The 25,854-nt window shown below is 73.0% G+C and carries 29 protein-coding genes; 23 read left to right on the forward strand and 6 right to left on the reverse strand.

Going from position 1 to position 25,854, the window contains the following annotated elements:
* Positions 1–6 precede the first annotated feature (6 nt).
* On the forward strand, positions 7–357 hold the full coding sequence (locus tag OHA81_RS29255; RefSeq protein WP_329200845.1) for an STAS domain-containing protein: 351 nt from the start codon (positions 7–9) through the stop codon (positions 355–357).
* Positions 358–473: 116 nt separating this feature from the next.
* On the opposite strand, the gene OHA81_RS29260 is transcribed toward OHA81_RS29255, so the two are convergent.
* Both OHA81_RS29260 and OHA81_RS29265 read right to left on the reverse strand, forming a co-directional pair.
* Positions 474–1,166 carry a UdgX family uracil-DNA binding protein gene (locus tag OHA81_RS29260; protein ID WP_329202602.1) on the reverse strand — a complete coding sequence of 231 codons (693 nt, stop codon included), beginning with the start codon at positions 1,164–1,166 and terminating at the stop codon, positions 474–476.
* A 171-nt stretch (positions 1,167–1,337) separates the two neighbouring features.
* The gene (locus tag OHA81_RS29265; protein ID WP_329200846.1) at positions 1,338–1,547 is read right to left on the reverse strand and encodes a hypothetical protein; all 210 of its coding nucleotides are present in this window, start codon (positions 1,545–1,547) and stop codon (positions 1,338–1,340) included.
* A gap of 169 nt (positions 1,548–1,716) precedes the next feature.
* On the opposite strand from OHA81_RS29265, the gene OHA81_RS29270 reads away from it, so the two are divergent.
* Positions 1,717–2,010, forward strand: coding sequence for a hypothetical protein (locus OHA81_RS29270; protein ID WP_329200847.1), 294 nt, complete (start codon positions 1,717–1,719; stop codon positions 2,008–2,010).
* Positions 2,011–2,479: 469 nt separating this feature from the next.
* Here OHA81_RS29270 and OHA81_RS29275 read toward each other — a convergent pair whose 3' ends face one another.
* The 3 genes from OHA81_RS29275 to OHA81_RS29285 all read right to left on the reverse strand — a co-directional run bounded on the left by OHA81_RS29275 (position 2,480) and on the right by OHA81_RS29285 (position 4,403).
* Positions 2,480–2,794, reverse strand: a complete 315-nt coding sequence (locus OHA81_RS29275) for a hypothetical protein (RefSeq protein WP_329200849.1) — start codon at positions 2,792–2,794, stop codon at positions 2,480–2,482.
* Between the two features lie 281 nt (positions 2,795–3,075).
* Complete coding sequence (locus OHA81_RS29280) at positions 3,076–3,279, reverse strand: cold-shock protein (RefSeq protein WP_136215879.1); 204 nt, start codon at positions 3,277–3,279, stop codon at positions 3,076–3,078.
* A gap of 176 nt (positions 3,280–3,455) precedes the next feature.
* Complete coding sequence (locus tag OHA81_RS29285) at positions 3,456–4,403, reverse strand: NmrA/HSCARG family protein (protein ID WP_329200853.1); 948 nt, start codon at positions 4,401–4,403, stop codon at positions 3,456–3,458.
* A gap of 292 nt (positions 4,404–4,695) precedes the next feature.
* On the opposite strand from OHA81_RS29285, the gene OHA81_RS29290 reads away from it, so the two are divergent.
* The 15 genes from OHA81_RS29290 to hypE all read left to right on the forward strand — a co-directional run bounded on the left by OHA81_RS29290 (position 4,696) and on the right by hypE (position 19,792).
* Positions 4,696–6,465 carry an enoyl-CoA hydratase-related protein gene (locus tag OHA81_RS29290; protein WP_329200855.1) on the forward strand — a complete coding sequence of 590 codons (1,770 nt, stop codon included), beginning with the start codon at positions 4,696–4,698 and terminating at the stop codon, positions 6,463–6,465.
* A 72-nt stretch (positions 6,466–6,537) separates the two neighbouring features.
* Positions 6,538–7,593 (forward strand): hydrogenase expression protein HypE, encoded by a 1,056-nt coding sequence (locus OHA81_RS29295; protein WP_329200857.1) that lies wholly within the window; start codon positions 6,538–6,540, stop codon positions 7,591–7,593.
* Between the two features lie 74 nt (positions 7,594–7,667).
* Complete coding sequence (locus tag OHA81_RS29300; protein WP_329200859.1) at positions 7,668–9,446, forward strand: nickel-dependent hydrogenase large subunit; 1,779 nt, start codon at positions 7,668–7,670, stop codon at positions 9,444–9,446.
* Entirely contained in the window at positions 9,443–9,964 is a 522-nt protein-coding gene (locus OHA81_RS29305; protein WP_329200861.1) for a hypothetical protein, read from the forward strand. The genes OHA81_RS29300 and OHA81_RS29305 overlap by 4 nt, the downstream gene beginning before the upstream one ends.
* Entirely contained in the window at positions 9,961–10,629 is a 669-nt protein-coding gene (locus tag OHA81_RS29310; RefSeq protein ID WP_329200863.1) for a DUF5947 family protein, read from the forward strand. Before OHA81_RS29305 ends, OHA81_RS29310 begins: the two co-directional genes overlap by 4 nt.
* On the forward strand, positions 10,626–11,363 hold the full coding sequence (locus tag OHA81_RS29315; RefSeq protein WP_329200865.1) for a DUF6084 family protein: 738 nt from the start codon (positions 10,626–10,628) through the stop codon (positions 11,361–11,363). Before OHA81_RS29310 ends, OHA81_RS29315 begins: the two co-directional genes overlap by 4 nt.
* Entirely contained in the window at positions 11,360–12,799 is a 1,440-nt protein-coding gene (locus OHA81_RS29320; RefSeq protein WP_329200867.1) for a hypothetical protein, read from the forward strand. The genes OHA81_RS29315 and OHA81_RS29320 overlap by 4 nt, the downstream gene beginning before the upstream one ends.
* Positions 12,796–13,314, forward strand: a complete 519-nt coding sequence (locus OHA81_RS29325; protein WP_329200869.1) for a hydrogenase maturation protease — start codon at positions 12,796–12,798, stop codon at positions 13,312–13,314. The genes OHA81_RS29320 and OHA81_RS29325 overlap by 4 nt, the downstream gene beginning before the upstream one ends.
* Entirely contained in the window at positions 13,311–13,415 is a 105-nt protein-coding gene (locus OHA81_RS34660) for a DUF6893 family small protein (protein ID WP_443056711.1), read from the forward strand. The genes OHA81_RS29325 and OHA81_RS34660 overlap by 4 nt, the downstream gene beginning before the upstream one ends.
* Positions 13,416–13,555: 140 nt before the next feature.
* A complete protein-coding gene (gene hypA, locus OHA81_RS29330) occupies positions 13,556–13,969 on the forward strand; it encodes a hydrogenase maturation nickel metallochaperone HypA (RefSeq protein WP_329200871.1) in 414 nt (137 codons plus the stop codon).
* A 3-nt stretch (positions 13,970–13,972) separates the two neighbouring features.
* Positions 13,973–14,794, forward strand: a complete 822-nt coding sequence (gene hypB, locus OHA81_RS29335; protein WP_329200873.1) for a hydrogenase nickel incorporation protein HypB — start codon at positions 13,973–13,975, stop codon at positions 14,792–14,794.
* Positions 14,794–17,184 carry a carbamoyltransferase HypF gene (hypF, locus tag OHA81_RS29340; protein WP_329200875.1) on the forward strand — a complete coding sequence of 797 codons (2,391 nt, stop codon included), beginning with the start codon at positions 14,794–14,796 and terminating at the stop codon, positions 17,182–17,184. The genes hypB and hypF overlap by 1 nt, the downstream gene beginning before the upstream one ends.
* Complete coding sequence (locus tag OHA81_RS29345; protein ID WP_329200877.1) at positions 17,153–17,533, forward strand: HypC/HybG/HupF family hydrogenase formation chaperone; 381 nt, start codon at positions 17,153–17,155, stop codon at positions 17,531–17,533. Before hypF ends, OHA81_RS29345 begins: the two co-directional genes overlap by 32 nt.
* Positions 17,530–18,699, forward strand: coding sequence for a hydrogenase formation protein HypD (gene hypD / locus OHA81_RS29350; RefSeq protein WP_329200879.1), 1,170 nt, complete (start codon positions 17,530–17,532; stop codon positions 18,697–18,699). Before OHA81_RS29345 ends, hypD begins: the two co-directional genes overlap by 4 nt.
* The gene (gene hypE, locus OHA81_RS29355) at positions 18,692–19,792 is read left to right on the forward strand and encodes a hydrogenase expression/formation protein HypE (protein WP_443056712.1); all 1,101 of its coding nucleotides are present in this window, start codon (positions 18,692–18,694) and stop codon (positions 19,790–19,792) included. Before hypD ends, hypE begins: the two co-directional genes overlap by 8 nt.
* Positions 19,793–19,902: 110 nt before the next feature.
* On the opposite strand, the gene OHA81_RS29360 is transcribed toward hypE, so the two are convergent.
* On the reverse strand, positions 19,903–20,676 hold the full coding sequence (locus OHA81_RS29360) for a 3-hydroxybutyrate dehydrogenase (protein WP_329200880.1): 774 nt from the start codon (positions 20,674–20,676) through the stop codon (positions 19,903–19,905).
* Between the two features lie 269 nt (positions 20,677–20,945).
* Here OHA81_RS29360 and OHA81_RS29365 point away from each other — a divergent pair, with 269 nt between their 5' ends.
* From OHA81_RS29365 to OHA81_RS29390, 6 genes are all read left to right on the forward strand, one after another.
* Positions 20,946–21,185, forward strand: a complete 240-nt coding sequence (locus OHA81_RS29365; RefSeq protein WP_329200882.1) for a chaplin — start codon at positions 20,946–20,948, stop codon at positions 21,183–21,185.
* Between the two features lie 157 nt (positions 21,186–21,342).
* Positions 21,343–22,281 (forward strand): ABC transporter ATP-binding protein, encoded by a 939-nt coding sequence (locus OHA81_RS29370; RefSeq protein WP_329202606.1) that lies wholly within the window; start codon positions 21,343–21,345, stop codon positions 22,279–22,281.
* Positions 22,278–23,270, forward strand: coding sequence for an ABC transporter permease (locus OHA81_RS29375; RefSeq protein ID WP_329200884.1), 993 nt, complete (start codon positions 22,278–22,280; stop codon positions 23,268–23,270). The genes OHA81_RS29370 and OHA81_RS29375 overlap by 4 nt, the downstream gene beginning before the upstream one ends.
* Positions 23,271–23,308: 38 nt before the next feature.
* The gene (locus OHA81_RS29380) at positions 23,309–23,701 is read left to right on the forward strand and encodes a GntR family transcriptional regulator (protein ID WP_329200886.1); all 393 of its coding nucleotides are present in this window, start codon (positions 23,309–23,311) and stop codon (positions 23,699–23,701) included.
* A gap of 53 nt (positions 23,702–23,754) precedes the next feature.
* A complete protein-coding gene (locus tag OHA81_RS29385; RefSeq protein WP_329200888.1) occupies positions 23,755–25,029 on the forward strand; it encodes a VWA domain-containing protein in 1,275 nt (424 codons plus the stop codon).
* Positions 25,029–25,808 carry a hypothetical protein gene (locus OHA81_RS29390; protein WP_329200890.1) on the forward strand — a complete coding sequence of 260 codons (780 nt, stop codon included), beginning with the start codon at positions 25,029–25,031 and terminating at the stop codon, positions 25,806–25,808. The genes OHA81_RS29385 and OHA81_RS29390 overlap by 1 nt, the downstream gene beginning before the upstream one ends.
* Positions 25,809–25,854: the final 46 nt, after the last annotated feature.

A 25,854-nucleotide genomic window follows, 5' to 3' on the forward strand; every position in this document is an offset into this window, starting at 1 on the left:
TACGTCATGACCTACGACCACCCGAGAATCCAGGTCCTCCTCGACGAGGACGGGGTCCGGGTGGTCGTGCTGTCGGGTGAGTTCGACGTCGACAGCGTCGGGCCGCTGGCGCAGGTGCTGGCTGACGCGGCCGAGGAGGGCGTGCGCCGGGTGGTGGACATCGCCCGGGTCACCTTCGCCGACTCCTCGCTGCTGAACGCCCTTCTTGCGGGCGACCGCGAGCAGCATCTGGTCCTGGCCGGCCCCGTGCCGGAGCAGTTCGCGCAGATGCTGCGGCTCTTCGCCGCCGAATCCGAGCTGGAGATCGCCCCGACCCTCGCCGAGGCCCGCGCCCGGTCCGTTCCCCCCTCGGAGTGAGCCGTGGGAGTGGGCCCCGGGGTCCCGGCCCGCTCCCGGGGTCCCGGCCCGCTCCCGGGGTCCCGGCCGCCCCGGGGCCCCGGCCCGCTCCCGGGGTCCCGGCCCGGTCCCGCGGCCTAGCCCAGTGCGGACGCGGCCACCGAAAGGTCGCCGACCAGCCCGCGGAACGCCGCCTCCCGGTCGTCGGAGCGCAGCACCGAGGAGGGGTGTACGGTCGCCAACAGCTGCCCCGGAAACGGCTCCTGCGGGTCGTCCCCCAGGGCGGGCATCGGCCGCAGGACACCGCGCTGCTCGCCCACCTTGAAGGAACTCCCGAGCAGGGCGCGGCCCGCGGTGGCGCCGAGCACGACCACTACCTCGGGCTCCACCAGGCGCAGCTCCGCCGTCAGCCACGGCCTGCACGCCGTCATCTCCCGCAGGCTCGGGGCTTTGTGGATGCGGCGCTTGCCGCGCGCGGCGGTGGTGAACTTGAAGTGTTTGACGGCGTTGGTCACGTACGTGTCCTCGTCGCCGAGGCCCGCCTCCTCCAGCGCCCGGTGCAGCAGCCGCCCCGCGGGGCCGACGAACGGCTCTCCCTGGAGGTCCTCCTGGTCCCCGGGCTGCTCACCGACCAGCAGCAGCCGGGCGTGCGCCGATCCGGCGCCGAAGACCGTCTGCGTGGCGTGCTCGAACAGGGGGCAGCCCTGGCAGCCGGCGGCGGCCCGGCGCAGGGCGCCGAGGCCGCCGTGGCCGGGCACGTAGGGACTGGCGTCGTACTGCCGTCCGACGGAGGGCAGGGTGCCGGGGTTGGCGCTCGTGCCGTCGGCCATGGATCCCACCTCCCTGCCGTCGGCCATGGATCCCACCTCCCTGCCGTGCCGCCCTTCCAGCGGGGTCTCGTGCTCCCGTCGCGCTTGGTCCGCCCTGTGTTCGTCACCACAGGGCGGCATGCGGCTTCTGCCCGACGGCCCCGCCGTGAAACCCGTCGGGAGGGTCGGCGGCTACGGCTCGGCGACGGCTTCGGTCTGTGCGCGGACCGCGTGCATGCAGGCGGCGCAGTAGTGGTCGGCGGAGGGCTCGATCGCCGGCGGCGGCACGTGGCCGGGGTTGAGGAGGGATCCGCACAGCGTGCTGAGGGTGGTGTCCTTCGCTATCACGTGCCACAGCAGGTGGCCCCGCTCGGCGCTGGACTCGGCGCGCATCTCGTACATGGCGTACCTCTTTCATGCTCGACGCGGCAGAGGGAACGGCCTGATGTCCATGAGAGCGCCCCGTGCGCGAGGGGGCCAATGGGGGTAGACCAGGAGGAGGAAAACGAGGCGGGGGAGGTTTGACGGACGTCGGCTCCGCCGACGACATGGCACGGGAGGAGCGTGGCCTATGGCCTGGGCTTCGTGGACGACGACGGGCATCTACCCAGGGGCCGGCGGGGTCCGCACGGAGGAAGTGGGAGTGATCTCCGGCAACCTGACGCTGCACACCACCTGGACGGGAGCGGCGGCCCAGGTCGCCGTCCAGTACAGCGGCTCGTCCGACTGGTTCACCCTGTCGGGCAGCCCCGTCGAATGCGATTCGGAGCAGGACAGCCGGGACCTGCACCAAGCGGTGGTCGAGGCGCTCCGCGGCGGAGGCGGCGCCGGCGTGCCGGCCGAATGGGCCGGGCACGCCGTATGACGGCGTGGCCGCCTCCGCGCGGGCGGCCTCAGGTCACGGGGTCCGGAGCCGGCACCGGGCCGGGCAGCGGCCCGGGCGCCGGGAGCGGATCCGGACCCGGCGCGGGCTCGGGCCGCGGGTCCGGCTGGGGCTGCGGCGGCGCCGGCGGCACCGGGTCGGGGCCGCCCGGCCCCGGGACCGGCCCCGGCAGGGGTCCAGGCTGCGGTCCGGGGCCCGGACCGGGTGCGGGCGTCGGGTTGGGAGGTACGGGATCGTTCGGAGGGGTGGCCATGGCGCCCTTCTCGACTCGGGCCGGCCACGGGGGCCGGCTCTGACGGGTGAACTCTCGTCAGGCGGTTACCCGGAGCGCGCGCCCTGACACGAAGCCGGCGAGGGTGCCGGGGAGGAGGTCACGGCGTGCTGCCACGGCGTCGGCCCCGCAGGGCACGGCGCTCCGCCGGGAGGACGTGCTCCCGCGCCCTGACCGGTCTCAGTCGTCCCCGGCGGCGAGTTCGAGGGCGAGCGCCTGGAGGATCTCCTGGGCGGACATCTCCGGGTCCGCCTCGTCGTAAGCGTCCGCGACCGCTTCGAAGGCCAGCACGAAACCGGTGACCAAAGCGCTCCACGGCCCCGAAAGCTGGTCCAGCACGGCGAGTCCGATCTCCGCCGGATCGGCTTCCGCGGGGACCAGGAACTCCGCCGGCGTCACCTCGCTGAGCAGGGCGGAGACGTAGTCCGTACCGACGTCGCCGCGCACCCCGGTGAGCACCGCGATGGCCTTCAGCTTGATCTCGTTCTCGGTCATCCGGCGAGAGTAGGGGGAAACGGACGCGGCGACCCGCTGGCATGCCGGGCACGGCCCGCGGGAGGCGGGACCCGGGAGGGCGCGCGGGGGAGTGGCCGAAGGGGTGAGAATCGCCGCCGGTCGCCCGGCGGTACCGGCCGGGTACGGGCGAATGGCACATGATGACGCAGAGCGGGCCCCCGGACCCCGAGACCCGAGGGTCCGCTCCTGGGGCGAACCGGCCCCCGGCCTCCGGCCGGTGCGGGGGACCGGTCCGGTGCGCGACCGGGGGCGGAGGGGGATCAGGCCGGCACGATGTTCTCGGCCTGCGGCCCCTTCTGGCCCTGGGTGACGTCGAAGGTCACCGCTTGCCCCTCCCACAGTTCCCGAAAACCGGTAGCGTTGATCGCTGAGTAGTGGGCGAAGACATCGGGGCCGCCCCCGTCCTGCGCGATGAAGCCGAAGCCCTTCTCCGCGCTGAACCACTTCACCGTTCCGGTAGCCACACAGGTCCCTCTCCTCGACGGTCGGCCTTCCACACCATGCGGAACGCCCGAACGACGGGAAGGTACAACGCGAGCGCACCGGTTCCGAACACAAAACGACGCCACACGCGACCCCACCCGTCCGGCCTACGTCCGGCGGACGGGTTCCCCGGGCCGCTTCCCGGCGCCGTCGGCCCTCACAGGGACCGCAGCGCCCCGCGGTGCGCGGCGAGCCAGGTGGCGAAGTCCTGCAGCTCGGGGTTGAGCGCCCGGATGGCCTCCAGATCCCTCGCATGGGTGAACCGGTCCTCGCACTCGGCGTAGTACTGGAACATGTTCCCGGACTCGTCCGCCCCGGGGAACCCGAGCGCGCGGTACTCGTCCGGGTCCATCGGCGCGTAGCGCACCGGCTCGCCGATGACATCGGTCATCGCCGCCGCCATGTCCGCGATCGGCAGGTGCTCGCCGGCGATGCTGACCGTAGCGCCGATGAGGTCGGTGCCCCGCTTGAACACGGCCAGCGCCGTCTTGCCGATGTCGGCGACGGCGATGCCCGACAGCCGGCTGCCGCCCATCGGGAGGACCAGCCGCAAGGCGCCGTCCTCGCCGCGCTGCGGGGCGAACGTCGTCAGCAGGTTCTCCCAGTAGAACGTCGTGCGCAGGAAGGTGGTCGGCGCGCCGGCCTCGGGGAAGTAGTGGTCGGCCTCCGCCTTGGCGTCGAAGTGCGGCACCTTGTACGTGCCCTGGAGGGTGGGCATGCGCCCGTCGTCGAGCGGGATGCACTCGCGGGTGTCCTCCAGGGTCGACCAGACGGCGTGCTGCACCCCCGCGTGTCCGGTCGCCCGGGCGAGGGAGGCGGCCTGCCGTTTCTCCTGCTCCGCCGACATGTGCTCCCAGAAGTCGGTCACCAGGTACGCCCCGTACGAGCCTTCCAGGACGGGTCCGAGGCCGGCCTCGTCGTCCATGTCGGCCCGGACCACCTCCGCGCCGAGCCGCGCCAGTTCCCGGGCCCGGTCCGATTCCGGACGGCGGGTCACCGCGCGCGCCGAGAACTCGTGGTCGGGGTCGTCGAGGATGGCCCGTACCAGACTGCCGCCTTGCGCGCCCGTCGCGCCGAACACCGTGATGACGCGTGAACCGGCCATCGCCGACCTCCCTCTCGTAACGATCCGCGTCCGATCGGACGGATGGTCACGGACTGTATGCGCGCGGCCGGGCCGGCCGGGGAACGGGCGCGCCCGACGCACGGGACTCCACTCCATCGCACGGGTGCGCCGGGCGCCGCCGCACCGCCGAGTGGCAGCGCGCCCTGCCCGCTTTCGAGTGACGACAGCGCTCGGCCTCGCGCCGCCGCGCCCGGCGGTGGCCGAACATCGCAGGCGGCCGGACAACCCCCGGCCCACCGTGCGCGAAGGCGCCTGGCCGTCGGGAGACCGAGTGCGCATCCTGCTCGTCGCGAGCGCGTTCAACAGCCTGACGCAGCGCGTCCACGCCGAGCTGCGCGACCACGGTCACCGCGTGGCCGTCGAACTCGCCCTGCCCGGCGGCTCGCTGACCGACGTCACGCATCGCCACCGGCCCGACCTGATCATCGCGCCGATGCTCAAGACGGCCGTGCCCCGCGAGGTGTGGTCCACCCACACCTGTCTGATCGTCCACCCGGGGCCGGTCGGGGACCGCGGCCCCTCCTCGCTCGACCGGGCCGTCCAGGAGGGCGCCACGCACTGGGGCGTCACCGTGCTGCAGGCGGACGCCGAGATGGACGCCGGCGACGTCTGGGCCTTCGCCGAATGCCCCGTACCCGAGCTGGCCAAGAGCGACCTCTACCGCGGGGAGATCGCCGACGCGGCTCTGCGGGCCGTCCTGCTCGCCGTCGAACGCTTCGCCTCGGGGACGTACGTCCCCACCCCGCAGACCACCCACCACACCCGGCCCTACTTGCGTCAGGACGAGCGCCGCATCGACTGGGCGGCGGACTCCACCGACCGCGTCCTGCGCGTCCTGCGGGCCGCCGACTCCCAGCCCGGAGTACGGGACGAACTGCTCGGCGGGGTCTGGTTCCTGCACGGAGGCCACCGGGAGGACCGGCTGCGCGGCCGCCCGGGCGAACTGCTGGCCACCCGCGCGGGCGCGGTCTGCCGGGCGACCACCGACGGCGCCGTGTGGATCCCGGAGCTGCGGGCCTGCCGGGCGCCGGGGGAGCCCGTCCCGGTGAAGCTGCCCGCCACCGTGGCGCTCGGCGACCGGCTGCCCCCGCTGCCGCAGGACCCCGCGCCGCCGCACGACGGCCCCCCGCGCCGTACCTGGTCCGACATCACCTACCGTGAGGAGGGAGCGGCCGGTTTCCTGTCGTTCTCCTTCCCCGGCGGCGCGATGAGCACCGACCGGTGCCGGCGCCTGCTGGACGCCTACCGGGCCGCTTGTGAGCGCCCCACCTCCGTCCTGGTCCTCGGCGGTGGCCGCGATTTCTTCTCCAACGGCATCCACCTCGGCGTCATCGAGGCGGCCGCCGACCCGGCCGCCGAGTCCTGGGCGAACATCACGGCGATGGACGACCTCGTCGAGGCCGTCCTGACCACTACGGACCGTCTCGTCGTCGCGGCCCTCGGCGGCAACGCCGCCGCCGGAGGCGCGATGCTGGCACTGGCGGCCGACGAGGTCTGGTGCCGCTCGGGCGTCGTCCTCAACCCGCACTACCGGCTGATGGGCCTCTACGGCTCCGAGTACTGGACCTACACGCTGCCCCGCCGCGTCGGGGCAGCCGTCGCCGAGCGGCTCACCACCGACGCCCTGCCGCTGAGCGCCGCCGCCGCGGCCGCGCTGGGCCTGGTCGACCGTACGGTGCCCTGCGCGCCCGGGGAGTTCGCCGGCGAAACGGCCCGGCTGGCCGCCCTGCTGGCCGCGTCCCCCACCGCCCCGTCCCGGATCGCCGCGAAGAAGGCGCGGCGGGAGCGGGACGAGGCCGAAACCCCGCTGGCCGCCTACCGCGAGGCGGAGCTGGCCCGGATGCGGGCCACCTTCTTCGACCCGCAGGCCCCGTACCACGCCCTGCGCCGTGCCTTCGTCCGCAAGGAGCCGGCCGCCGCCACCCCGCCGCACCTGGTCCGTACGGTCCCGGCCGGCCACGGCCGTTCGCCGGACCGGGTCACCGGACTGGCCGTACAAGACAGCGCACCGCCCGCCGGCCCCTGTTACGAAGAAGGGTGAGAGCGGAGTGCCCGCCCCCGGCTCCCCCTCAGCCCACTTCCCCGATTTCTTCCTGCCCAAGGAGGCATCCCCATGGATGCACAAACGCCGAGCACGGTAGAGGACCCCCCCATCCACATCCTCTGGATCAACGCGGGGCTGAGCTGCGACGGCGACTCGGTGTCCCTGACGGCGGCGATGCAGCCGAGCATCGAAGAGATCGTGATGGGCGTACTGCCGGGTCTGCCCAAGATCGCGGTGCACTGGCCCCTGATCGACTTCGAGTGCGGTCCCGTCGGCGGCGCGGACACGTTCATCGAGTGGTTCTTCAAGGGCGAGCGCGGTGAGATCGACCCCTTCGTCCTCGTGATCGAGGGATCCATCCCCAACGAGAAGATCAAGGCCGACGGCTACTGGTGCGGCTTCGGGGACAACCCCGAGACGGGCCAGCCCATCACGACCAGCGAGTGGATCGACCGGCTGGCGCCCAAGGCCCTCGCGGTCGTCGCCATCGGCACCTGCGCCACGTACGGCGGCATCCACGCGATGGAGGGCAACCCCACCGGCGCCATGGGCGTCCCGGACTACCTGGGCTGGGACTGGAAGTCCAAGGCCGGCATCCCGATCGTGTGCGTGCCGGGCTGCCCCATCCAGCCGGACAACTTCTCCGAGACGCTCACCTACCTGCTCTACCAGGCGGCCGGCTCCGCGCCGATGATCCCGCTCGACGACAAACTGCGCCCGACCTGGCTGTTCGGCGCCACCGTCCACGAGGGCTGCGACCGGGCCGGCTACTACGAGCAGGGCCAGTTCGCGCACACCTACGACTCGCCGCAGTGCCTGGTCAAGCTGGGCTGCTGGGGCCCCGTCGTCAAGTGCAACGTGCCCAAGCGCGGCTGGATGAACGGCATCGGCGGCTGCCCGAACGTCGGCGGCATCTGCATCGCCTGCACCATGCCCGGCTTCCCGGACAAGTTCATGCCGTTCATGGACGAGCCGCCCGGCGCCAAGGTGTCCAGCAAGGCCAGCGGCGCGTACGGCGCCGTCGTCCGCAAGCTCCGCCAGATGACGGCGCACACCGTGGACCGCGAACCCAAGTGGCGGCACACCGGCGAGACGCTGACCACCGGCTACCGCCCGCCCTGGTGACCGGCGGGCCCCACGCCCCCCGTACCGCGCAACCCCCGCAGAGCCCGCTCCGAAGAAGGGTCACGGCAGACACGATGGCACCGAAGACGAAGGCGTCCGGCGACGGCTTGGTGGAGATGGCCTGGGATCCGATCACCCGGATCGTGGGCAGTCTCGGGATCCACACGAAGATCGACTTCAAGCAGAAGCGCGTGGCGGAGTGCTACAGCACCTCGTCGGTCTTCCGCGGCTACAGCGTCTTCATGCGCGGCAAGGACCCCCGCGACGCCCACTTCATCACCAGCCGCATCTGCGGGATCTGCGGCGACAACCACGCCACCTGTTCCGTCTACACGCAGAACATGGCCTACGGGGTGAAGCCGCCCCACCTCGCCGAGTGGATCATCAACCTCGGGGAGTCGGCGGAGTACATGTTCGACCACAACATCTTCCAGGAGAACCTGGTCGGGGTCGACTACTGCGAGAAGATGGTCCGCGAGACCAACCCCGGCGTCCTGGAACTGGCCGAGCGCACCGAGGCACCGCACGCCGGCGACCACGGTTACCGCACCATCGCCGACATCATGCGCTCCCTCAACCCCATCGAGGGCGAGTTCTACCGCGAGGCCCTCCAGGTCAGCCGCTACACGCGCGAGATGTTCTGCCTGATGGAGGGCCGCCACGTACACCCCTCCACCCTGTACCCGGGCGGCGTCGGCACCATCGCCTCGGTCCAGCTCTTCACGGACTACATGAGCCGCCTCATGAAGTACGTCGAGTTCATGAAGCGCGTCGTCCCGCTCCACGACGACCTCTTCGACTTCTTCTACGAGGCCCTGCCCGGCTACGAGGAGGTCGGCCGGCGCCGCGTGCTGCTCGGCTGCTGGGGCGCCCTCAACGACCCCGAGTACTGCGACTTCACCTACGCCAACATGTCCGACTGGGGCCGGAAGATGTTCGTCACCCCAGGCGTGATCGTCGACGGCAAACTCGTCACCAACGACCTCACCGAGATCAACCTGGGCATCCGCATCCTGCTGGGCAGCTCGTACTACGACGACTGGGCCGGCCAGGAGCAGTTCGTCACCCGCGACCCGCTCGGCAACCCGGTCGACCCCCGCCACCCCTGGAACCAGCACACCATCCCCGCCCCGCAGAGGCGCGACTTCGACGGCAAGTACAGCTGGGTGATGTCACCGCGCTGGTTCGACGGCAAGGACCACCTGTCCCTCGACACCGGCGGCGGCCCCATCGCCCGCCTGTGGTCCACGGCCCTGTCCGGGCTCGTCGACGTCGGCTACGTCAAGGCGACCGGTCACAGCGTCATCATCAACCTGCCCCGGACGATGACGAAGCCGGAGACCACCTTCGAGTGGAAGATCCCCAAGTGGAGCAACGCGCTGGAGCGCAACCGCGCCCGCACGTACTTCCAGGCCTACGCCGCCGCCATCGCCCTGCACTGCGCCGAGATGGGCCTGGAGGAGGTCCGCGCCGGACGCACCCAGACCTGGGAGAAGTTCGAAGTCCCCGACGAGTCCATCGGAGTCGGTTTCACCGAGGCCGTACGGGGCGTCCTCTCCCACCACATGGTGATCCGCGACGGCAAGATCGCCAACTACCACCCCTACCCGCCGACCCCGTGGAACGCCAGCACCCGCGACACCTTCGGCACACCCGGCCCCTACGAGGACGCCGTCCAGAACACGCCGATCTTCGAGGAGAACTCCCCGGAGAACTTCAAGGGCATCGACATCATGCGCGCCGTGCGCAGCTTCGACCCCTGCCTGCCCTGCGGCGTCCACATGTACGTCGGCAACGGCCAGACCGTCAAGCAGATGCACGTCCCCACCGGCCTGAGCGGACTGGGCGGATGAGCGCCCCCGCCGACTCCCTCCGGACGGGCCGCCGGGTCGAGGAGGTCCTCGGCCGGCTGGCGGACACCGGTGACCGGGAAGTCTGCGCCGCCGCCGAGGAACTGGTGCGCGTCCTGATGGACTTCTACGGCTGCGGGCTCGCCCGGATCACCTCACGGCTGGACGCCGATGCCCTCGCCCCGCTGCTGGACGACGAACTCGTCTCCAGCCTGCTGGCCCTGCACGACCTGCACCCCGAGGACGTGCACACCAGGATCGCCCGCGCCCTGGACGCCCTGGGCGAGCCGGTGGAACTCCTCGGGTTCGACGAGGCCTCCGGCACACTGCGCCTGCGGGCCACTTCCGGCGGCGGCTGCGGCTGCGGCAGCACCGGGGACGCCGTCCGGCAGGCCGCCGAGGCCGCAGTGGCCTCCTTCGCCCCCGAGGTGACCACCGTCGAACTGGAGCCGGCCGGGGCGCCGCCACAGCCGCTGCTCCAGATCGGCACCCGCCCGCAGGCCCCGGTCCGGGTGCCGTGAGCGCGCCACGCGCCTGGGCCCCGCCGTCCGCGCGGACGGCGGGCCCGTCCGGCCTGCGCCGGTTCGCCGTACCCCGGGGACCCCGGCCGCAGACCTGCGAACTGTGCGGGGTGACCGTCGCCGAGGACGGCCACCGCCACCTGGTCGAGACCGAGAAGCGGGCGCTGGTGTGCGCCTGCACGGCCTGCGCCCTGCTGTTCGACCGGCCGGGCGCCGCCACCGGCCGCTACCGCGCCGTCCCCGCCCGCTACCTCCGCGACCCCGGCCACCGACTCGACGACGGCGCCTGGGAACTCCTCCAGATCCCCGTCGGCGTCGCGTTCTTCTTCCGCAACGCGGCGCTGGACCGGCTCGTCGCGCTCTACCCGAGTCCGGCCGGAGCCACCGAGAGCGAACTCGACCCCGCCACCTGGCAGGCGGCGCTCGGCGACAGCGCCCTGGCCGCACTGCTGCAACCGGACGTCGAGGCGCTGCTGCTGCGCCGCCGCGAGGGACGCACCGACTGCTACCTCGTCCCGATCGACATCTGCTACGAACTGGTGGGACGGATGCGCCTGCTGTGGCAGGGCTTCGACGGCGGCGCCGAGGCCCGCGCCGCGCTCGACTCGTTCTTCGACGGCGTCGAACGCCGTGCCAAGGTCCCGGCGGCGGAGGCCGCGCCATGACGGAGTTCGGCTTCACCTGCACCGGCGTGCGCGCGGATCCGTACGCCGCCGGTCCCACCCTCGTCTTCCGGCTGGCCATCACCGCCTCCGGGGACACCCGGGTGCACGCACTGGCCCTGCGCTGCCAGATCCGGATCGAACCGGCCCGCCGCGGCTACGGGCAGGCGGAGGCGGACGGCCTGGCCGACCTGTTCGGCGAGCGCTCCCGCTGGGGCAACACCCTCCAGCCCGTGCAGTTCGCCCAGGTGACGCTGATGGTGCCGAGCTTCACGGGCTCCACGGAAATCGACATGGCCGTGCCCTGCACCTACGACATGGACATCGCCGCGACCCGCTACTTCACCGCCCTGGACGATGGCGAGGCACCCCTGCTCATGCTGTTCTCCGGCACCGCCTTCACCGGCGCCGGCGGCTTCCACGTCGAACCCGTCCCGTGGGACCGCGAAGCGGCGTACCGGATGCCGGTGCGGGTGTGGCAGGAGATGATCGAGCAGCACTTCCCCGGCTGCGGCTGGCTGCGGCTGCCCCGTGACGCCATGGACGAACTGCTCGCCTACCGCTCCCGGCACGCGCTGGCCTCCTGGGAGGCGACCGTACGCGCCCTGCTCGCCGAGGCCGGGGCCGCCGCCACAGCTGCCACAGCGGCCACAGCCTCCCGCCCGTCCCCGCCCTCCCCGCCCGAGCGGCTGCGCGCGGGACTGCTGCCCCGAGCCGGAGAGAGGACGGCGCCATGACGACCGCCGCGCTCGACGCGCGCTTCGAGACCGCCCGCCAAGTGGCCGACGCGGTCCTCTTCGAGGGGTACGTGCTCTACCCCTACCGGGCCTCGGCCGCCAAGAACCGGCTGCGCTGGCAGTTCGGCGTGCTCGTGCCCCCGGCCTGGGCGCCCGAGCAGGGCGAGCACTGCCTCCAGCAGACCGAGCTGCTGATGGAACCCAAGGGGGACGCCACCCTCGCCGTCGAACTCCGTTTCCTGCACGCGCAGCGGCGTACCGTCCAACAGGCGGCGCCCGACGGCACGTTCACGGACGTGGAGGAACTGCACCTGGCCGACCGCGTCCTCGTCCCCTGGGACGAGGGCACCGAGGAGCGCGTCGAGCTCACCGTCGGTGTTGCGGAACTGGAGGGCGACGGCGTGAGCCTGCCCTTCACCCGCCCCGCCGGCGAGGAGAGCGAACCCGTCCTCGACGCCGACGGCAAGGCCGTCGGACGCCTGGTGCGGCGGACCGAGGCGATCAGCGGCGTCCTGCGTCTGCGCGCGAGTGAACTCGACTGCGCCTACCGGGCCTTCAAGCTCACCGCTGTCGTGGAGAACACCAGCGGCTGGCAGCCGGGGGACGCGGGCACCGGCCGCGACGCGGCCCTGTCCCGCTCCCTGGTCGCCGCCCACCTCCTGCTCGGCCTCGACTCGGGCCGGTTCTTGTCGATGACCGACCCGCCCGAGTGGGCCAAGGGCGCCACCGCCGGCTGTGTCAACCGCCACACCTGGCCCGTCCTCGCCGCGGAACCCGGCCGCGCCGACGTGGTCCTGTCCTCCCCGATCATCCTGGAGGACCACCCCGGGATCGCCCCCGAGAGCATCGGCGCGATGTACGACGCCACCGAGATCGACGAGATCCTCGCCCTGCGCACCGCGGCCCTGACCGAGCAGGAGAAGCGGGAGGCGCGCGGTACGGACCCCCGCGCCGCCGCCGTGATCGACCTCGCCGAATCCATGCCGCCGGAAGTACTCGAACGCCTGCACGGCGCGGTGCGGGCCCTGCGGGAGATCACCGACCCCGGTGTGCCGCCGGACGCTCCCACCGGCCTGGAAGACCTCGACGGGCGGGGGGTGTTCACGCCCGGCACCCCGTGGTGGGACCCGGCGCACGGGGAAACCGCCGGGCCGGCCCCCGACCACGTCCTCGTCGACGGGGTCCCGGTGAGGGTGGGCAGCCGCGTCCTGCTGCGGCCCGGACTGCGGCGCACCGACGCCCAGGACCTGTTCGTCCAGGGTCGCGCCGCCCACGTGGAAGCCGTCCTGCACGACGTCGACGGCGGTGTGCACCTCGCGGTCACCGTCGAGGGTGACCCCGGCGCCGACATCCGGCGCGAGCAGGGCCGGTTCCTCTACTTCCAGCCCGACGAGGTCGCACCCCTGGACGCCGCCGCACCCCTGGAGGAGCGGTGAGCGGCGGGACGCTGATCGCCGGGATCGGCAACGTGTTCCTCGGCGACGACGGGTTCGGCGTCGAGACGGTACGCCGACTGGCCGCGCAGCCGCTGCCCGGGCACGTCGAGGCGGTGGACTTCGGCGTCCGCGGCGTCCACCTCGCCTACCAGCTCCTCGACGGCTACGACACCCTCGTCCTGGTCGACGCCACCGCGCGCGGCGGCGCACCCGGCACGCTCTACCTGATCGAGGTCGAAGGACCGGGTGCGATCACGGGCGGCGCCGTCCTGGACGGCCACCACATGTCCCCGGACGCCGTGCTGGCCCTGCTCGACACCCTGTGCGCCGGCACGGGCGGCACCCCGCCCCGCCGCACGCTGGTCGTCGGCTGCGAACCGCAGACCGTCGAGGAGGGCATCGGCCTGACTGATCCGGTGGCCGCGGCGGTGCCGGAGGCCGTACGGATGCTCCTGGAACTCGTGCAACACGATCCGGCCGCGGAGCCGGCCCTGACGGAGGAGACAACGCGATGAAGAAGGCCGTCCTGTGCGGCGTGACCCTCGCCGCCCTGCTGGCGGTGGCGGTGCAGATCGCCCCCGACCTCAAACGCTACCTGCGCATCCGCAGCATGTGAGAGCCGCACGTCCGCGGCACGTGACGCCCCACCCCTCCGCCCCGGCGCCCGAATGGCGTACGGGGCGGACGGGCGACGGCGTGCCCGACCGCTCCGCCGCCGCCCTGCCGCTCTAATGGGGCCCGGCAGAACGGAGCCCGATGCACGAGATGTCGATCGCCATGGCCGTGGTGAGCCAGGTGGAGGAAGCGGCCGCAGCCGCCGGCGCGCACACGGTGAGCGCCGTGCGGCTCCAGGTGGGGGAACTGGCCGGAGTGGTCCCCGACGCCCTCGCCTTCTGCTTCGAACTGGCCTGCGCCGGGACGGTTCTGGAAGGCGCCGCCCTCACGGCCGAAGCGGTCCCGGCCCGCGCCCGCTGCACCTCCTGTAGGGGTGACTGGGCCGTCGGCATGCCACCCGACCTGTGCTGTCCCGCCTGCGGCGGCGCCACCGGCACCCAACTGGTCTCGGGGCGCGAGCTGCGGATCCTCGACGTCACCTGGGACGACGAACCGCGGGACGCCCCGGGCCACGCCCCCGCGCACACCCGCCAACCGATCCCCGAGGAGCGCTGAACCATGTGCCGAGTGGTCGACCTGCAACAGGCGGTACTGGCCAAGAACGAGGCGGCCGCGCAGACCCTGCGCCTCGCACTCACCGCGCGCGGCACGACCGTCGTCAACCTGCTCTCCAGCCCCGGCAGCGGGAAGACGGCCCTGCTCGAGCGCGAGCTCGGCCTCGCCCGCGAGCGCGGCGTGAGCGTCGCCGCCCTCACCGCCGACCTCGCCACCGAGAACGACGCACTGCGCCTGGGCCGTTCCGGCGTCCCCGTGAAGCAGGTCCTCACCGACGGGCTGTGCCACCTGGAGGCCGCGATGCTGGGCCGGCACCTGGACGGGTGGCTGCCCGAGGACACCCGGCTGCTCTTCGTGGAGAACGTCGGCAACCTGGTGTGCCCGGCCTCCTACGACCTCGGGGAGTCCCTGAGGGTCGCCCTGGCCTCCGTCACCGAGGGCGAGGACAAGCCGCTCAAGTACCCGACCGCCTTCGGGCTCGCCCACCTGGTGGTGGTCACCAAGACCGACATCGCCGAGGCCGTCGGATTCGACGAGGCCGCCTTCCGGGCCAACGTCCAGCAGGTCAACCCCGGTGTGGAGGTGGTGCTCACCTCCGCCCGCACGGGTGAGGGCCTCGGCACCCTGCTGGGGCGGGCGCTCGCCGTCGCCGACGGCGACCCGGTGCACACGCCGGTGATGGCCGCACGGGACCAGGGACACCCCGGCCACGGCCACAGCCACGGCCACAGCCATGATCATGATCACGGCCACGATCACGGCCCCGGCCACGATCACGACGCCGGCCACGCCCGCGCGCACCCTCCCGTGGTGCGGGCCCGCTGATGGAGGCCGTCGAGCGCCGCCGGGTCACGGTGCGGGGCGTGGTCCAGGGCGTCGGCTTCCGCCCGTACGTCTACGGCCGCGCCACCGCGCTCGGCCTGACCGGACACGTCACCAACACCCCCGACGGCGTGGTCGCGGAGGTCGAAGGCGCCCGGGCGGCGGTCACCGAGTTCTGCGACCGCCTCGCGAGCGACGCCCCGCCCCTCGCGCTCATCGACGCCGTCGACCACTGCGAGGTCCCCCTGGCGGGCGGCGCGGGTTTCACCATCATCGCCTCGAGGAGCGGCGGGCCCGCCCGTACGCTGGTCTCCCCGGACGTCGCCACATGCGACGACTGCCTCGCCGAGCTGGCCGACCCCGCCGACCGGCGCCACCGCCACCCGTTCATCACCTGCACCCACTGCGGTCCCCGCTTCACCATCGTCACCGGGCTGCCGTACGACCGGGCCCACACCACCATGGCGTCCTTCCCGATGTGCCCGGACTGCGCGCGCGAGTACGGCGACCCCGCCGACCGCCGCTTCCACGCCCAGCCCGTGGCCTGCCCCGCCTGCGGACCCCGGCTGCGGCTGCTGGCCGGGACACCGCCGCGCGAGGTGCCGGACACGGACCCGGTGCAGGCGGCCCGCCGGCTCCTGGCCGACGGCGCGGTCCTCGCGGTCAAGGGCCTCGGCGGCTACCACCTCGCCTGCGACGCCGCCAACGAGACGGCCGTGGCCACCCTGCGCAGCCGCAAGGCCCGCGGCAACAAGCCGTTCGCCCTCATGGTCCGCGTCCTCGCCGACCTCGGGGACCTCGTCGCCACCGGCCCCGAGGAGCGCGCCCTGCTCACCGGGGCGCTGCGCCCCATCGTGCTGTTGCGCCGCCGGCCCGCGGCCGCAGGCGACCCGGTGGTCGCCGAAGGCGTCGCCCCGGGCAGCCCCGACCTCGGCGTGATGCTCCCGTACACGCCCGTGCACCACCTGCTGCTCGGCCTGCCCGGCGATCCTCCCGGCCCCTGCCTGCTCGTCATGACCAGCGGCAACCTCTCGGGCGAACCCATCGTCACCGACGACGCCGAAGCCCTGGAGCGGCTGGGTGCGCTGGCCGACGCCTGGCTCACGCACGACCGCCCGATCCACGTGCCCTGCGACGACTCCGTGGTGCGCGTCTGTGACGGTGAACCGCTGATCCTGCGGCGCTCGCGCGGCTATGCACCGCTGCCCCTCGGGCTTCCCGTGCCGGTACCGGCGACGCTGGCCGTAGGAGGGGACCTCAAGAACACCTTCTGCCTCGGTGAAGGGCGCCGGGCCTGGCCGTCCGCCCACATCGGGGACATGGACGACCTCGCCACGCAGTACGCCTTCGAGCGCGCGGCCGGACAACTGGGGGCCCTCACCGGGGTGGTCACCCCCGCCCTGCTCGCCGCCGACCGGCACCCCGGCTACCGCTCCGGACGATGGGCCGCCCGCAACGCGGGCTCCCGGCCGCTGCTCCGCGTCCAGCACCACCACGCGCACGTCGCCTCCGCGATGGCCGAACACGGCCTGACCGGAAGCAGGCGGGTCATCGGCGTGGCGTTCGACGGCACCGGCTACGGCGACGACGGCGCCGTGTGGGGCGGCGAGTTCCTCCTCGCCGACTACGCCGGCTACACGCGCTTCGCGCACCTGGCCTACGTGCCCCTGCCCGGCGGTGACGCCGCCGTACGGCGCCCGTACCGCATGGCGCTCTCCCACCTGCGCGCGGCCGGCATCGACTGGACCCGCGACCTGCCGTGCGTCGAAGCCTGCCCGGCGGACGAACTACGCTTGCTGCGGGTCCAGTTGAGCCGCGACCTCAACTGCGCCCCCACCTCCAGCATGGGCCGGCTCTTCGACGCCGTGTCCTCGCTGGCGGGCATCTGCCACCACGCGGGCTACGAGGCCCAGGCCGCGATCGAGCTGGAGGCCGCGGCGCTGACCGCCCCCGGGGCGGAGCCCGGCTACGCCTTCACCCTGGGGCCGGCGCGGCCCGCCGAGGACGCCCCGCTCCTCGCCGACCCGGCCCCCGTGCTGAGGGCCGTCGTCGCCGACCTGAGGGCGGGTACCGAACCGCGGGTGATCGCGGCCCGCTTCCACACCTCGGTCGCCTCCCTCGTCACCACGGTCTGTGCGGCAGCACGCGAACGTCACGGCCTGGACACCGTCGCCCTCACCGGAGGGGTCTTCGGCAACACCCTGCTGGCCTCGGCCTGCGCCGCAAGGCTGCGCGAGGAGGGCTTCACCGTACTGCGCCACCGCCTGGTCCCGCCGGGCGACGGGGGGCTCGCACTCGGCCAGCTCATGGTGGCCGCGGCCCGGCACCACACCACGGAACACCCACAGCGAGGAGAAGCCCATGTGCCTGGCGGTACCCGGCAGAGTGCTTGAGATCGCGGAGGAGAACGGCACCCGCATGGCCACCGTCGACTTCGGCGGCGTGGTCAAGGAGGTGTGCCTGGAGTACCTGCCGGACCTCCAGGTGGGCGAGTACGCGATCGTCCACGTCGGCTTCGCCCTCCAGCGCCTGGACGAGGAATCCGCCCGCCAGACGCTGGAGCTGTTCAACGAGCTCGGAATGCTCCAGGAGGAGTTCGGCGACCCCTGGGAGCAGGCGGCGCAGGCGGGCGGAGCCCCCTGGCCCTTCGAGGAAGCCGCCCTGACCGACGAAGGGGCCGGGGACGGGGGCCGGTCCGAGGGCCCGGCCACAGGGCACGTAGCGCAGGAGGCGCGGCAGTGAAGTACATCGAAGAGTTCCAGGACCCCGACCTCGCCCGCAGGCTCCTGGACGACATCCACGCCACGGTCACCCGGCCATGGGCGCTGATGGAGGTCTGCGGCGGCCAGACCCACACCATCATCCGGCACGGCATCGATCAACTACTGCCGGAACAAGTGGAGTTGATCCACGGCCCGGGCTGTCCGGTGTGCGTGACGCCCCTGGAGGTCATCGACAAGGCGCTGGAGATCGCCTCCCGCCCCGATGTGATCTTCTGCTCCTTCGGCGACATGCTCCGCGTCCCGGGGACGGGCCGGGACCTGTTCCAGGTCCGCAGCGAGGGCGGTGACGTACGGGTCGTCTACTCCCCGCTCGACGCCTTGAAGGTCGCGCGGCAGAACCCGGGGCGCGAGGTCGTCTTCTTCGGCATCGGCTTCGAGACCACCGCTCCGCCGAACGCGATGACGGTGTACCAGGCGAAGAGGCTCGGCATCCCCAACTTCAGCCTGCTGGTCTCCCACGTCCGGGTGCCCCCGGCGATCGAGGCGATCATGCGCTCGCCGAGCTGCCGGGTCCAGGGCTTCCTCGCCGCCGGGCACGTGTGCAGCGTGATGGGCACGGGGGAGTACCCCGAACTGGCCGCCCGCCACCGGGTGCCGATCGTGGTCACGGGCTTCGAACCGCTCGACATCCTGGAAGGCGTACGCCGCGCCGTCCGGCAGCTGGAACGCGGCGAGCACACCGTGGACAACGCCTACGCGCGTGCCGTGCGCCCGGAGGGCAACCCGGCCGCGCTCGCCATGCTGGAGGACGTCTTCGAGGTCACCGACCGGGCCTGGCGCGGGATCGGCGTCATCCCCGACAGCGGCTGGCGGCTGTCCGCGCGCTACCGGGAGTTCGACGCCGAGCACCGCTTCGCGGTCACCGGCATCACCACCCGGGAGCCGGCCGAGTGCCGTAGCGGCGAGGTCCTCCAGGGCCTCCTCAAGCCGCACGAGTGCGAGGCCTTCGGCACCACCTGCACGCCGCGCACCCCGCTCGGAGCCACCATGGTCTCCAGCGAGGGCGCCTGCGCCGCGTACTACCTCTACCGGCGCCTGGAACTCACCCCGGCCCGGACGGCGCCACCCGCGCCGGCGGGCCCGCACGCGAGCACCGCACCGCTGGAGGCGAGCCCCGTTGCCTGACACCACACTGCCCGAGAGCGCGCTGCCCGCGCAGTCGGCAACGGCCCTGGACGTCACCGGCTGGACCTGCCCGGCCCCGCTGCGGGACCGCCCCCGTGTGGTGATGGGGCACGGCGGTGGCGGGGCGCTCTCCGCCGAACTGGTCCAGCACCTCTTCGCGCCCGCCTACGGGGGCGAGGCGCTGGCCCAGCTCGGCGACTCGGCCGCGCTCTCGCTCGGCGGGGTCCGACTCGCCTTCTCCACCGACTCCTACGTCGTGCGGCCGCTGTTCTTCCCCGGCGGCAGCATCGGCGACCTCGCCGTCAACGGCACGGTCAACGACCTGGCGATGAGCGGAGCCCGCGCCGCCTACCTGTCGTGCGGGTTCATCCTCGAAGAAGGCGTCGAGATGTCGGTGGTGGCCGCGGTGGCCCGGGCCCTCGGCGACGCGGCGCGCGCGGCCGGGGTGGAGGTGGCGACCGGCGACACGAAGGTGGTCGAGGCCGGCCACGGAGACGGCATCTACGTCAACACGGCCGGGATCGGGCTGATCCCGGACGGCGTCGACCTGCGCCCGCAGCGGGTGGTCCCCGGCGACGTGGTGATCGTCAGCGGTGAGATCGGACTGCACGGCGTGGCCATCATGAGCGTGCGCGAGGGCCTGGAGTTCGGCGTGGACGTCGAGAGCGACTGCGCTCCGCTCGGCGGCCTCGTGGACGCCATGCTCGCGGTCACCCCGGACCTGCACGTCCTGCGGGACCCCACCCGCGGCGGTATGGCGGCCGCCCTGAACGAGATCGCCGCCGCCTCGGGCACGGGCGTCGTCATCCGGGAGGGCGCCGTCCCGGTCCCGGACGCGGTCGCCAACGCCTGCGCGATCCTCGGCCTCGACCCCCTGTACGTGGCCAACGAGGGCAAGCTGGTCGCGTTCGTGCCCCGCGAGCACGCCGACGCCGTGCTGGAGGCGATGCGCGCGCATCCCCTGGGCCGCCGCGCGGCGGTGATCGGCGAGGCGGTGGAGAGCCACCAGGGCCTCGTCGTCGCCCGCACGGGCCTGGGCGGCACCCGTGTGGTGGACCTGCCGATCGGCGAACAGCTGCCGCGCATCTGCTGAGCCGGAACGGCCGTCCGGGCGGCCCCGGGGAACCGGGGCCGCCCGTCGGGCTGATCAGCTGCAAGTGGTGAGGTCGGTCCCCGCGTCGCGGAGGACGCCTCGACAGGTCGTCAGCGGGCGGTCCAGCCGCCGTCGATGACCAAGGAGGTGCCCGTGATGGAGCCGGAGTGCGGCCCGCACAGCATGAGTGCCGCCGAGGCCACCTCTTCCGGCTCGATGAGCCGTTTGACGGGGGACCGGGCGAGCAGCACCTCGCTCAGCACGTCCTCGGCGCTGACCCCGTGGGCCAGTGCCTGGTCCTGGATCTGTCCTTCCACCAGGGGAGTGCGGACATAGCCCGGGCTCACGCAGTTGCTGGTGACGCCGTACGCGGCGCCCTCCAGCGCGGCGACCTTGCTCAGCCCCTCCAGAGCGTGCTTCGCGGCCACGTAGGCCGATTTGTAGGCGCTGGCGCGCAGCCCGTGCACGCTGGAGATGTTGACGACCCGGCCCCAGCCGCCCGCGTACATGTGCGGCAGTACGTGGCGCAGCAGCAGGAACGGCGCCGTCACCATGACCTGCTGGATGAGGGCGAAGCGCTCCGGGGCGAACTCCGTGATCGGGGCGACGTGCTGGAGCCCCGCACTGTTGACCAGGACGTCCACCGCGCGGGGCAGGGCGCCGATCGCCGCCGCGTCCGCGAGGTCCACGGCGTGCGCCCGGCCGCCGATCGACGCCGCCACGGTCTTCGCGGCCTCCTCGGCGATGTCCACCACGTGTACGGTCGCGCCGGCCGCGGCCAGGGCGAGGGCGCAGGCCCGCCCGATGCCGCTGCCGCCGCCGGTCACCAGGGCCACCCGCCCGCGCAGACCGGCGGCGGAGGGGGCGGGATGTGTGCTCGTCATGGCTGCACACAGTAGGCGCGGCGCCGGGCGGCGCCCATGGCGTACGGCCACACAGCCACCGGGGCCGCTGTGGCGCACACCGCCATCCGTGGCGGAAGGATCCGGACGCGTGTTTGAGGCTGCGCCGGTCGGGCTCATCCCTTCGCGGGAAAGCGGCTCCATGAGTAAAGCCGGGACCCGGCAGCAGACGAATGAAGGAGTGCGGACCTGAACCGGGCCGTGCGACGCGCACCTCGCGGGTCGCTGGATGCATCTGAAGGAGACACCTCGTGTCGCGTGTTCTGAAGAGTGTCGCGATGGCTCTTGCCGCCGGTGCCCTGGTGGTGGGCGGAGCCTCGGCGGCCTCTGCCGACGCCAATGCGGAGGGTATCGCCGTCGGTTCGCCGGGAGTGCTCTCCGGCAACGTGGTCCAGATCCCGATCCACATCCCGATCAACGTCTGCGGCAACTCGATCAACATCATCGGTGCGCTGAACCCGGCGGGCGGCACCGTCTGCGTCAACGACTGACCCTCGGCACGCCCTGACCCACGGGCCCGTCACCCCGCCGCTCCGGCGGCGGGGTGACGGGCCCGTTTGACGGTGGTCGTTTGACAGGCCCGGCGTCCCCCTCCATGATTCCATTAATCATTTAATGGAATCATGGAGGGGGAGAGGCGTGGGGGAGATGACCGTTCCCGGTTCCGCCGGCGCCCGGTGGGCGCTCGAAGCGCACGGGCTGGGGAAGAAGTACCGCCGGGGGTGGGCGCTGCGCGACTGCTCGTTCCGGATCCCCGCCGGTCGCATCTGCGCCCTCGTGGGACCCAACGGGGCGGGCAAGAGCACGCTGCTGAGCCTGGCGACCCGTCTCACCCAGCCTTCGGCCGGGGAACTGCGGATCTTCGGGGCGCCGGCCGGCGAGCCCGCCGCGATGCCCCGCTGGGCCTGCCTGGCCCAGGACAAGCCGTTGTTCAAACGCTTCACGGTCGCCCAGACGCTGCGCATGGGTGAGGAGCTCAACCCCGGCTGGGACCGGGCCGTCGCCGAACGGATCGTGCGGGCGGGACAGGTCCCGCCGGGCGCCCGCGTCGGCGAGCTGTCGGGAGGCCAGCGCACCCGCGTCGCCTTCGCGCTCGCCTTCGGCAAACGCCCCGAACTGCTCCTGCTCGACGAGCCGATGGCCGACCTGGACCCCGTCGCCCGGGACGAGATGGGCGCACTGCTGATGTCCGAGGCCGCCGAACACGGCACGACCGTCCTGATGTCCTCGCACCTCCTCGGCGAGCTGGAGCAGATGTGCGACTTCCTGCTCGTCCTCGATGCCGGACGCGTCCGCATGGCTGGTGAAACCGACGAACTCGTGCCCATGCACACGCTGGTCACCGGCCTGACCACCCCCGAGGGCGCCCTTCCCGACGCGCTCGGCGCCCACACCGTCATCGAGACCCGCACCGCCGGCCGGCAGTTCACCGCCCTCGTGCTGCGCCAAGGGCCGCTGGACGAGGAATGGCAGCTCACCGAGCCAGGTATGGAGGACGTGCTCCTCGGCTACCTCCGCTCACCCCGGGCCCCCGCGCTGATCGCCCCGACGGCGGCGCCCGCACAGCGAGAGGACCACGCGGCATGACCACGCCCACCCACACCGAGGCCGTCCGGGACAGCCGGGACGTCCGGCGCCGCGGGCCCCGCGGGCTGCTCTGGCTGATGGTGCGCCAGCACCGGACCGCCCTGCTCGCCTGCCTCGCCGTGACCGTCCTCGGCGCCGCCTGGATCCTGTACCAGCGAGGCGCGATGCTCGACACCCTGCACGGTGCCGGCTGGCCCGCCGGATCCGCCGACTCCCTCGACGGTGATCTCCTGAACCGGGTCACCAACCGCTTCGACTCCGCGGCGAGCACCCTTGCCTCGCTGCCCGCCCTGCTGGGGGCGTGCCTGGGGGCCGCGCTCATCGCCCCCGACCTGGAGCACGGCACCGCGCGTCTGGTCACCACCCAGTCCGTGCCCCGGGACAGGTGGCTCCTGGCGAAAGCCGGCTTCGCGCTGACCCTCGTCACCGTCACGACCCTGCCGCTGGGCCTGCTCTTCGGCTGGTGGCGCGACTCCATCGGCCCCTTCGCGGGTACCGACTGGCTGCACGACGCCGCTTTCGATGCTTCGGCCCCGGTCCTGGTGGCGACCGCGCTCTTCACCTCCTCCCTCGGCCTCCTCATCGGGGCGCTGACCCGCCGCGCGGTGAGCGCGATCGTCCTGACCCTCCTGGCCTCGTGGGCGGCCATGGTCGCGGGTGACGTGTTCAAGGACGACCTGGCGACGCCCCGCAGGATCTCCTTCCCGTTCGGCACCGACGTGCCGGCCGCGCTCGACCACGTGGTGCAGGTCGACCAGTGGGTGGGCACCGCTTCCGGGAAGCTCTACGGATGGGGCACCTGCGTCCACGACGCCTCCCCCGAGGCCTGCCGGGCGCGCCTGGGCATCGTCAACTCGGTCTGGGACTACTTCGGCGACGACCAGCGGATGGGCATGGAGTGGACGGCCACCGCGGTGCTGGTGGCGGCGAGCGCGGTCCTCATCGCCCTGTTCTTCTGGCGTCTGCGCCGCGCCCCGCTCACGCCATAGGCTACGAACCACCACACGGCAAGAAGGAGGCGGGCACCATGGTCGTATTCCACATCGAACGGCGCGGCGGGCTGCCCGCCTACCTGCAGATCGTCCGGCAGGTGGAACTGGCCCTGCGCATGGGAGCGTTGACCGAGGGCGACAAGCTGCCCACCGCCGCGCAGGTCGCCGCGGCCACCAAGGTCAACCCCAACACCACCCTCAAGGCCTACCGCGAACTGGAACGCGCCGGCCTGGTCGAAGTCCGCCAGGGCGCCGGCACGTTCGTCACGCACGCTCCCCGACCGGCCGCTGCGCAGCAGGAGTCACGGCTGCGCGGCGGCCTCACCACCTGGATGCGGGAAGCGCGCGAAGAGGGCCTCGGCGCGCCCGACGTGATCGCCCTGTTCGACAGCGTCCTCGCCGAGGCCTTCCCGGCGAACACCCCGTAGGACTCCTGCCCGGGCGTTTTGGTTTGGCGGACCATCCTCAATACGATCCGGCGATGATCACAAGAAAATGGGTGGCGGCCGGGGCCTGTGGCCTGCTGGCCACACTGGTCGTCGGGCTCCTCCCGGCGACCGCCTCCGCCGGCGAACCCGTATCCAAGGAACCCCCCAAGGTCGAACTGGTCCTGGACGTCAGCGGTTCCATGCGGGCCACCGACATCGACGGCCAGTCCCGGATGTCCGCGGCGAAGCAGGCGTTCAACGAGGTGCTCGACGCCGTGCCCGACGAAGTACGGCTCGGCATAAGGACCCTGGGCGCCACCTACCCGGGCGACGACCGCAACGTCGGCTGCAAGGACACCAAGGCGCTCTACCCCGTCGGCCCCCTCAACCGGACCGAGGCGAAGACGGCGGTGGCCACCCTCGCCCCCACCGGCTGGACGCCGATCGGCCCGGCCCTGCTGGGAGCAGCCGACGACCTCAAGGGCGGTGACGCCACCCGGCGGATCGTGCTCATCACCGACGGCGAGGACACCTGCGCCCCGCTCGACCCGTGCGAAGTGGCCCGGGACATCGCCGCCCAGGGCATCCACCTGACCATCGACACCCTCGGCCTCGTCCCGGACGCCAAGACGCGCGACCAGCTCGTCTGCATCGCCGAGGCCACCGGCGGCACCTACACCTCCGTACAGCACAAGGACGAACTCTCCGGTCGCGTACGGCAACTCGTGGACCGCGCGGCCGCTCCGGTCGTCACCCCGGTCGCCGCCCAAGGCGCCAAGGAGTGCCGGAACGCGCCGAAGCTGGGCGCGGGCCTCTACAGTGACCGCGAGACCTTCGGCGAGCACCGCTGGTACAAGGTCGACGTCAAGCCCGGCCAGGAACTGCGCGCCTCGGTCAGCCTCGCCGCGGACCGCGCCGTCAACAACGACTACGGCGTGATGCTGCGCGCGTCGACCGTGCACGGGCGGGAGATCGTCCGCGGCTCCGAGGCGGGCGACGGACGCACCGACCTGATCTCCACGGGCCTGCGCTACCCGAAGGCCGTCCTCGACGACGCGGACGGCAACGCCGAAACGGCGTCCGAGACCGTCTGCCTCCAGGTCAGCAACTCCTTCTCGGCTCCCGCGTCGGTGAAGACCACCCCGGGCATGCCGCTGGAGCTGACGATCGACCTGGTCGACGGCCCGGGCCACGCGTCCGACGCGGCTGCCTTCGGTCTCGGCCGGGGCTGGTGGCTGCTCGGCGTGCTGGTCCTCGCCGGCCTCGTCGCCGGTCTGGTCTGGGGCTGGATCTCCCGCTGGCGTATCTCGGTCTGGAGGACCAACTGATGCCTGCCGTACGCGTACTGGCCGCCGCCCTGCTGACCGGCGCCGCCCTGCTCGGTCCGGCGGGCACCGCCCTGGCCGACAGCCCCTCGCCCAAGCCCAGCGGTTCCGCCGCCGGACCGACCGAGGCGGGTACCGCCTTCCGTACCGCCACACCGGTCAAGCTCGGCCAGGAGGCCACCGCCGACGCCTCCACGGGTGACTACCTCTACTGGTCCTTCCCGCTCGACGCGGGGCAGCGGAGCACGGTCCGGGCCAAGGTGGCGCTGCCGCCGTCCGCCTCCCGGCACGCCACCTCCACGTGGCGGATCGACGTCTACGACGGGCTGCGCCGCCGCCAGCCCTGCATGTACGGGGTCCAGGCGGCCCCGGCACCCAAGGAGAGCGCCAGGCTGGAACTGTCCTGCACGCTGCGCCCGGTCCGTACCGGAGCCGACACGTGGTCCGACGACCCGCTGCCCGGCACGTACTACCTGCGCCTGACGGTCACCGACCTGGCGCAGGAGGACCTCGGCCAGCCCGTACGGGCGCAGGTGAAGGCCGACGCGAAGGACCTGGGCGGAGCATACGCCGTGGACGGCGCCCTGGCCGCGCCGCTGGTCCCCGGCATCACCGCGGCGCGGCCGACCGCGGCCGGCACGCAGCCGGAGGACGGCTGGGCCGGGGGCTGGTGGTCCGACCGGTGGATCTGGACCGCGGCCGGGGGACTGCTCGGCGGCCTCGCCGGCATCGCCGGGTACCGCCTCACCCGCGGCTCGGGCCGGCCCGCGCCCCGCGGCTGACGGCCGGGGCGGCCGCGGCACCATGCCGTGGCCGCCCCTCCCGCGC

The sequence above is a fragment of the Streptomyces sp. NBC_00667 genome (assembly GCF_036226825.1).
Lineage (GTDB): Bacteria > Actinomycetota > Actinomycetes > Streptomycetales > Streptomycetaceae > Streptomyces.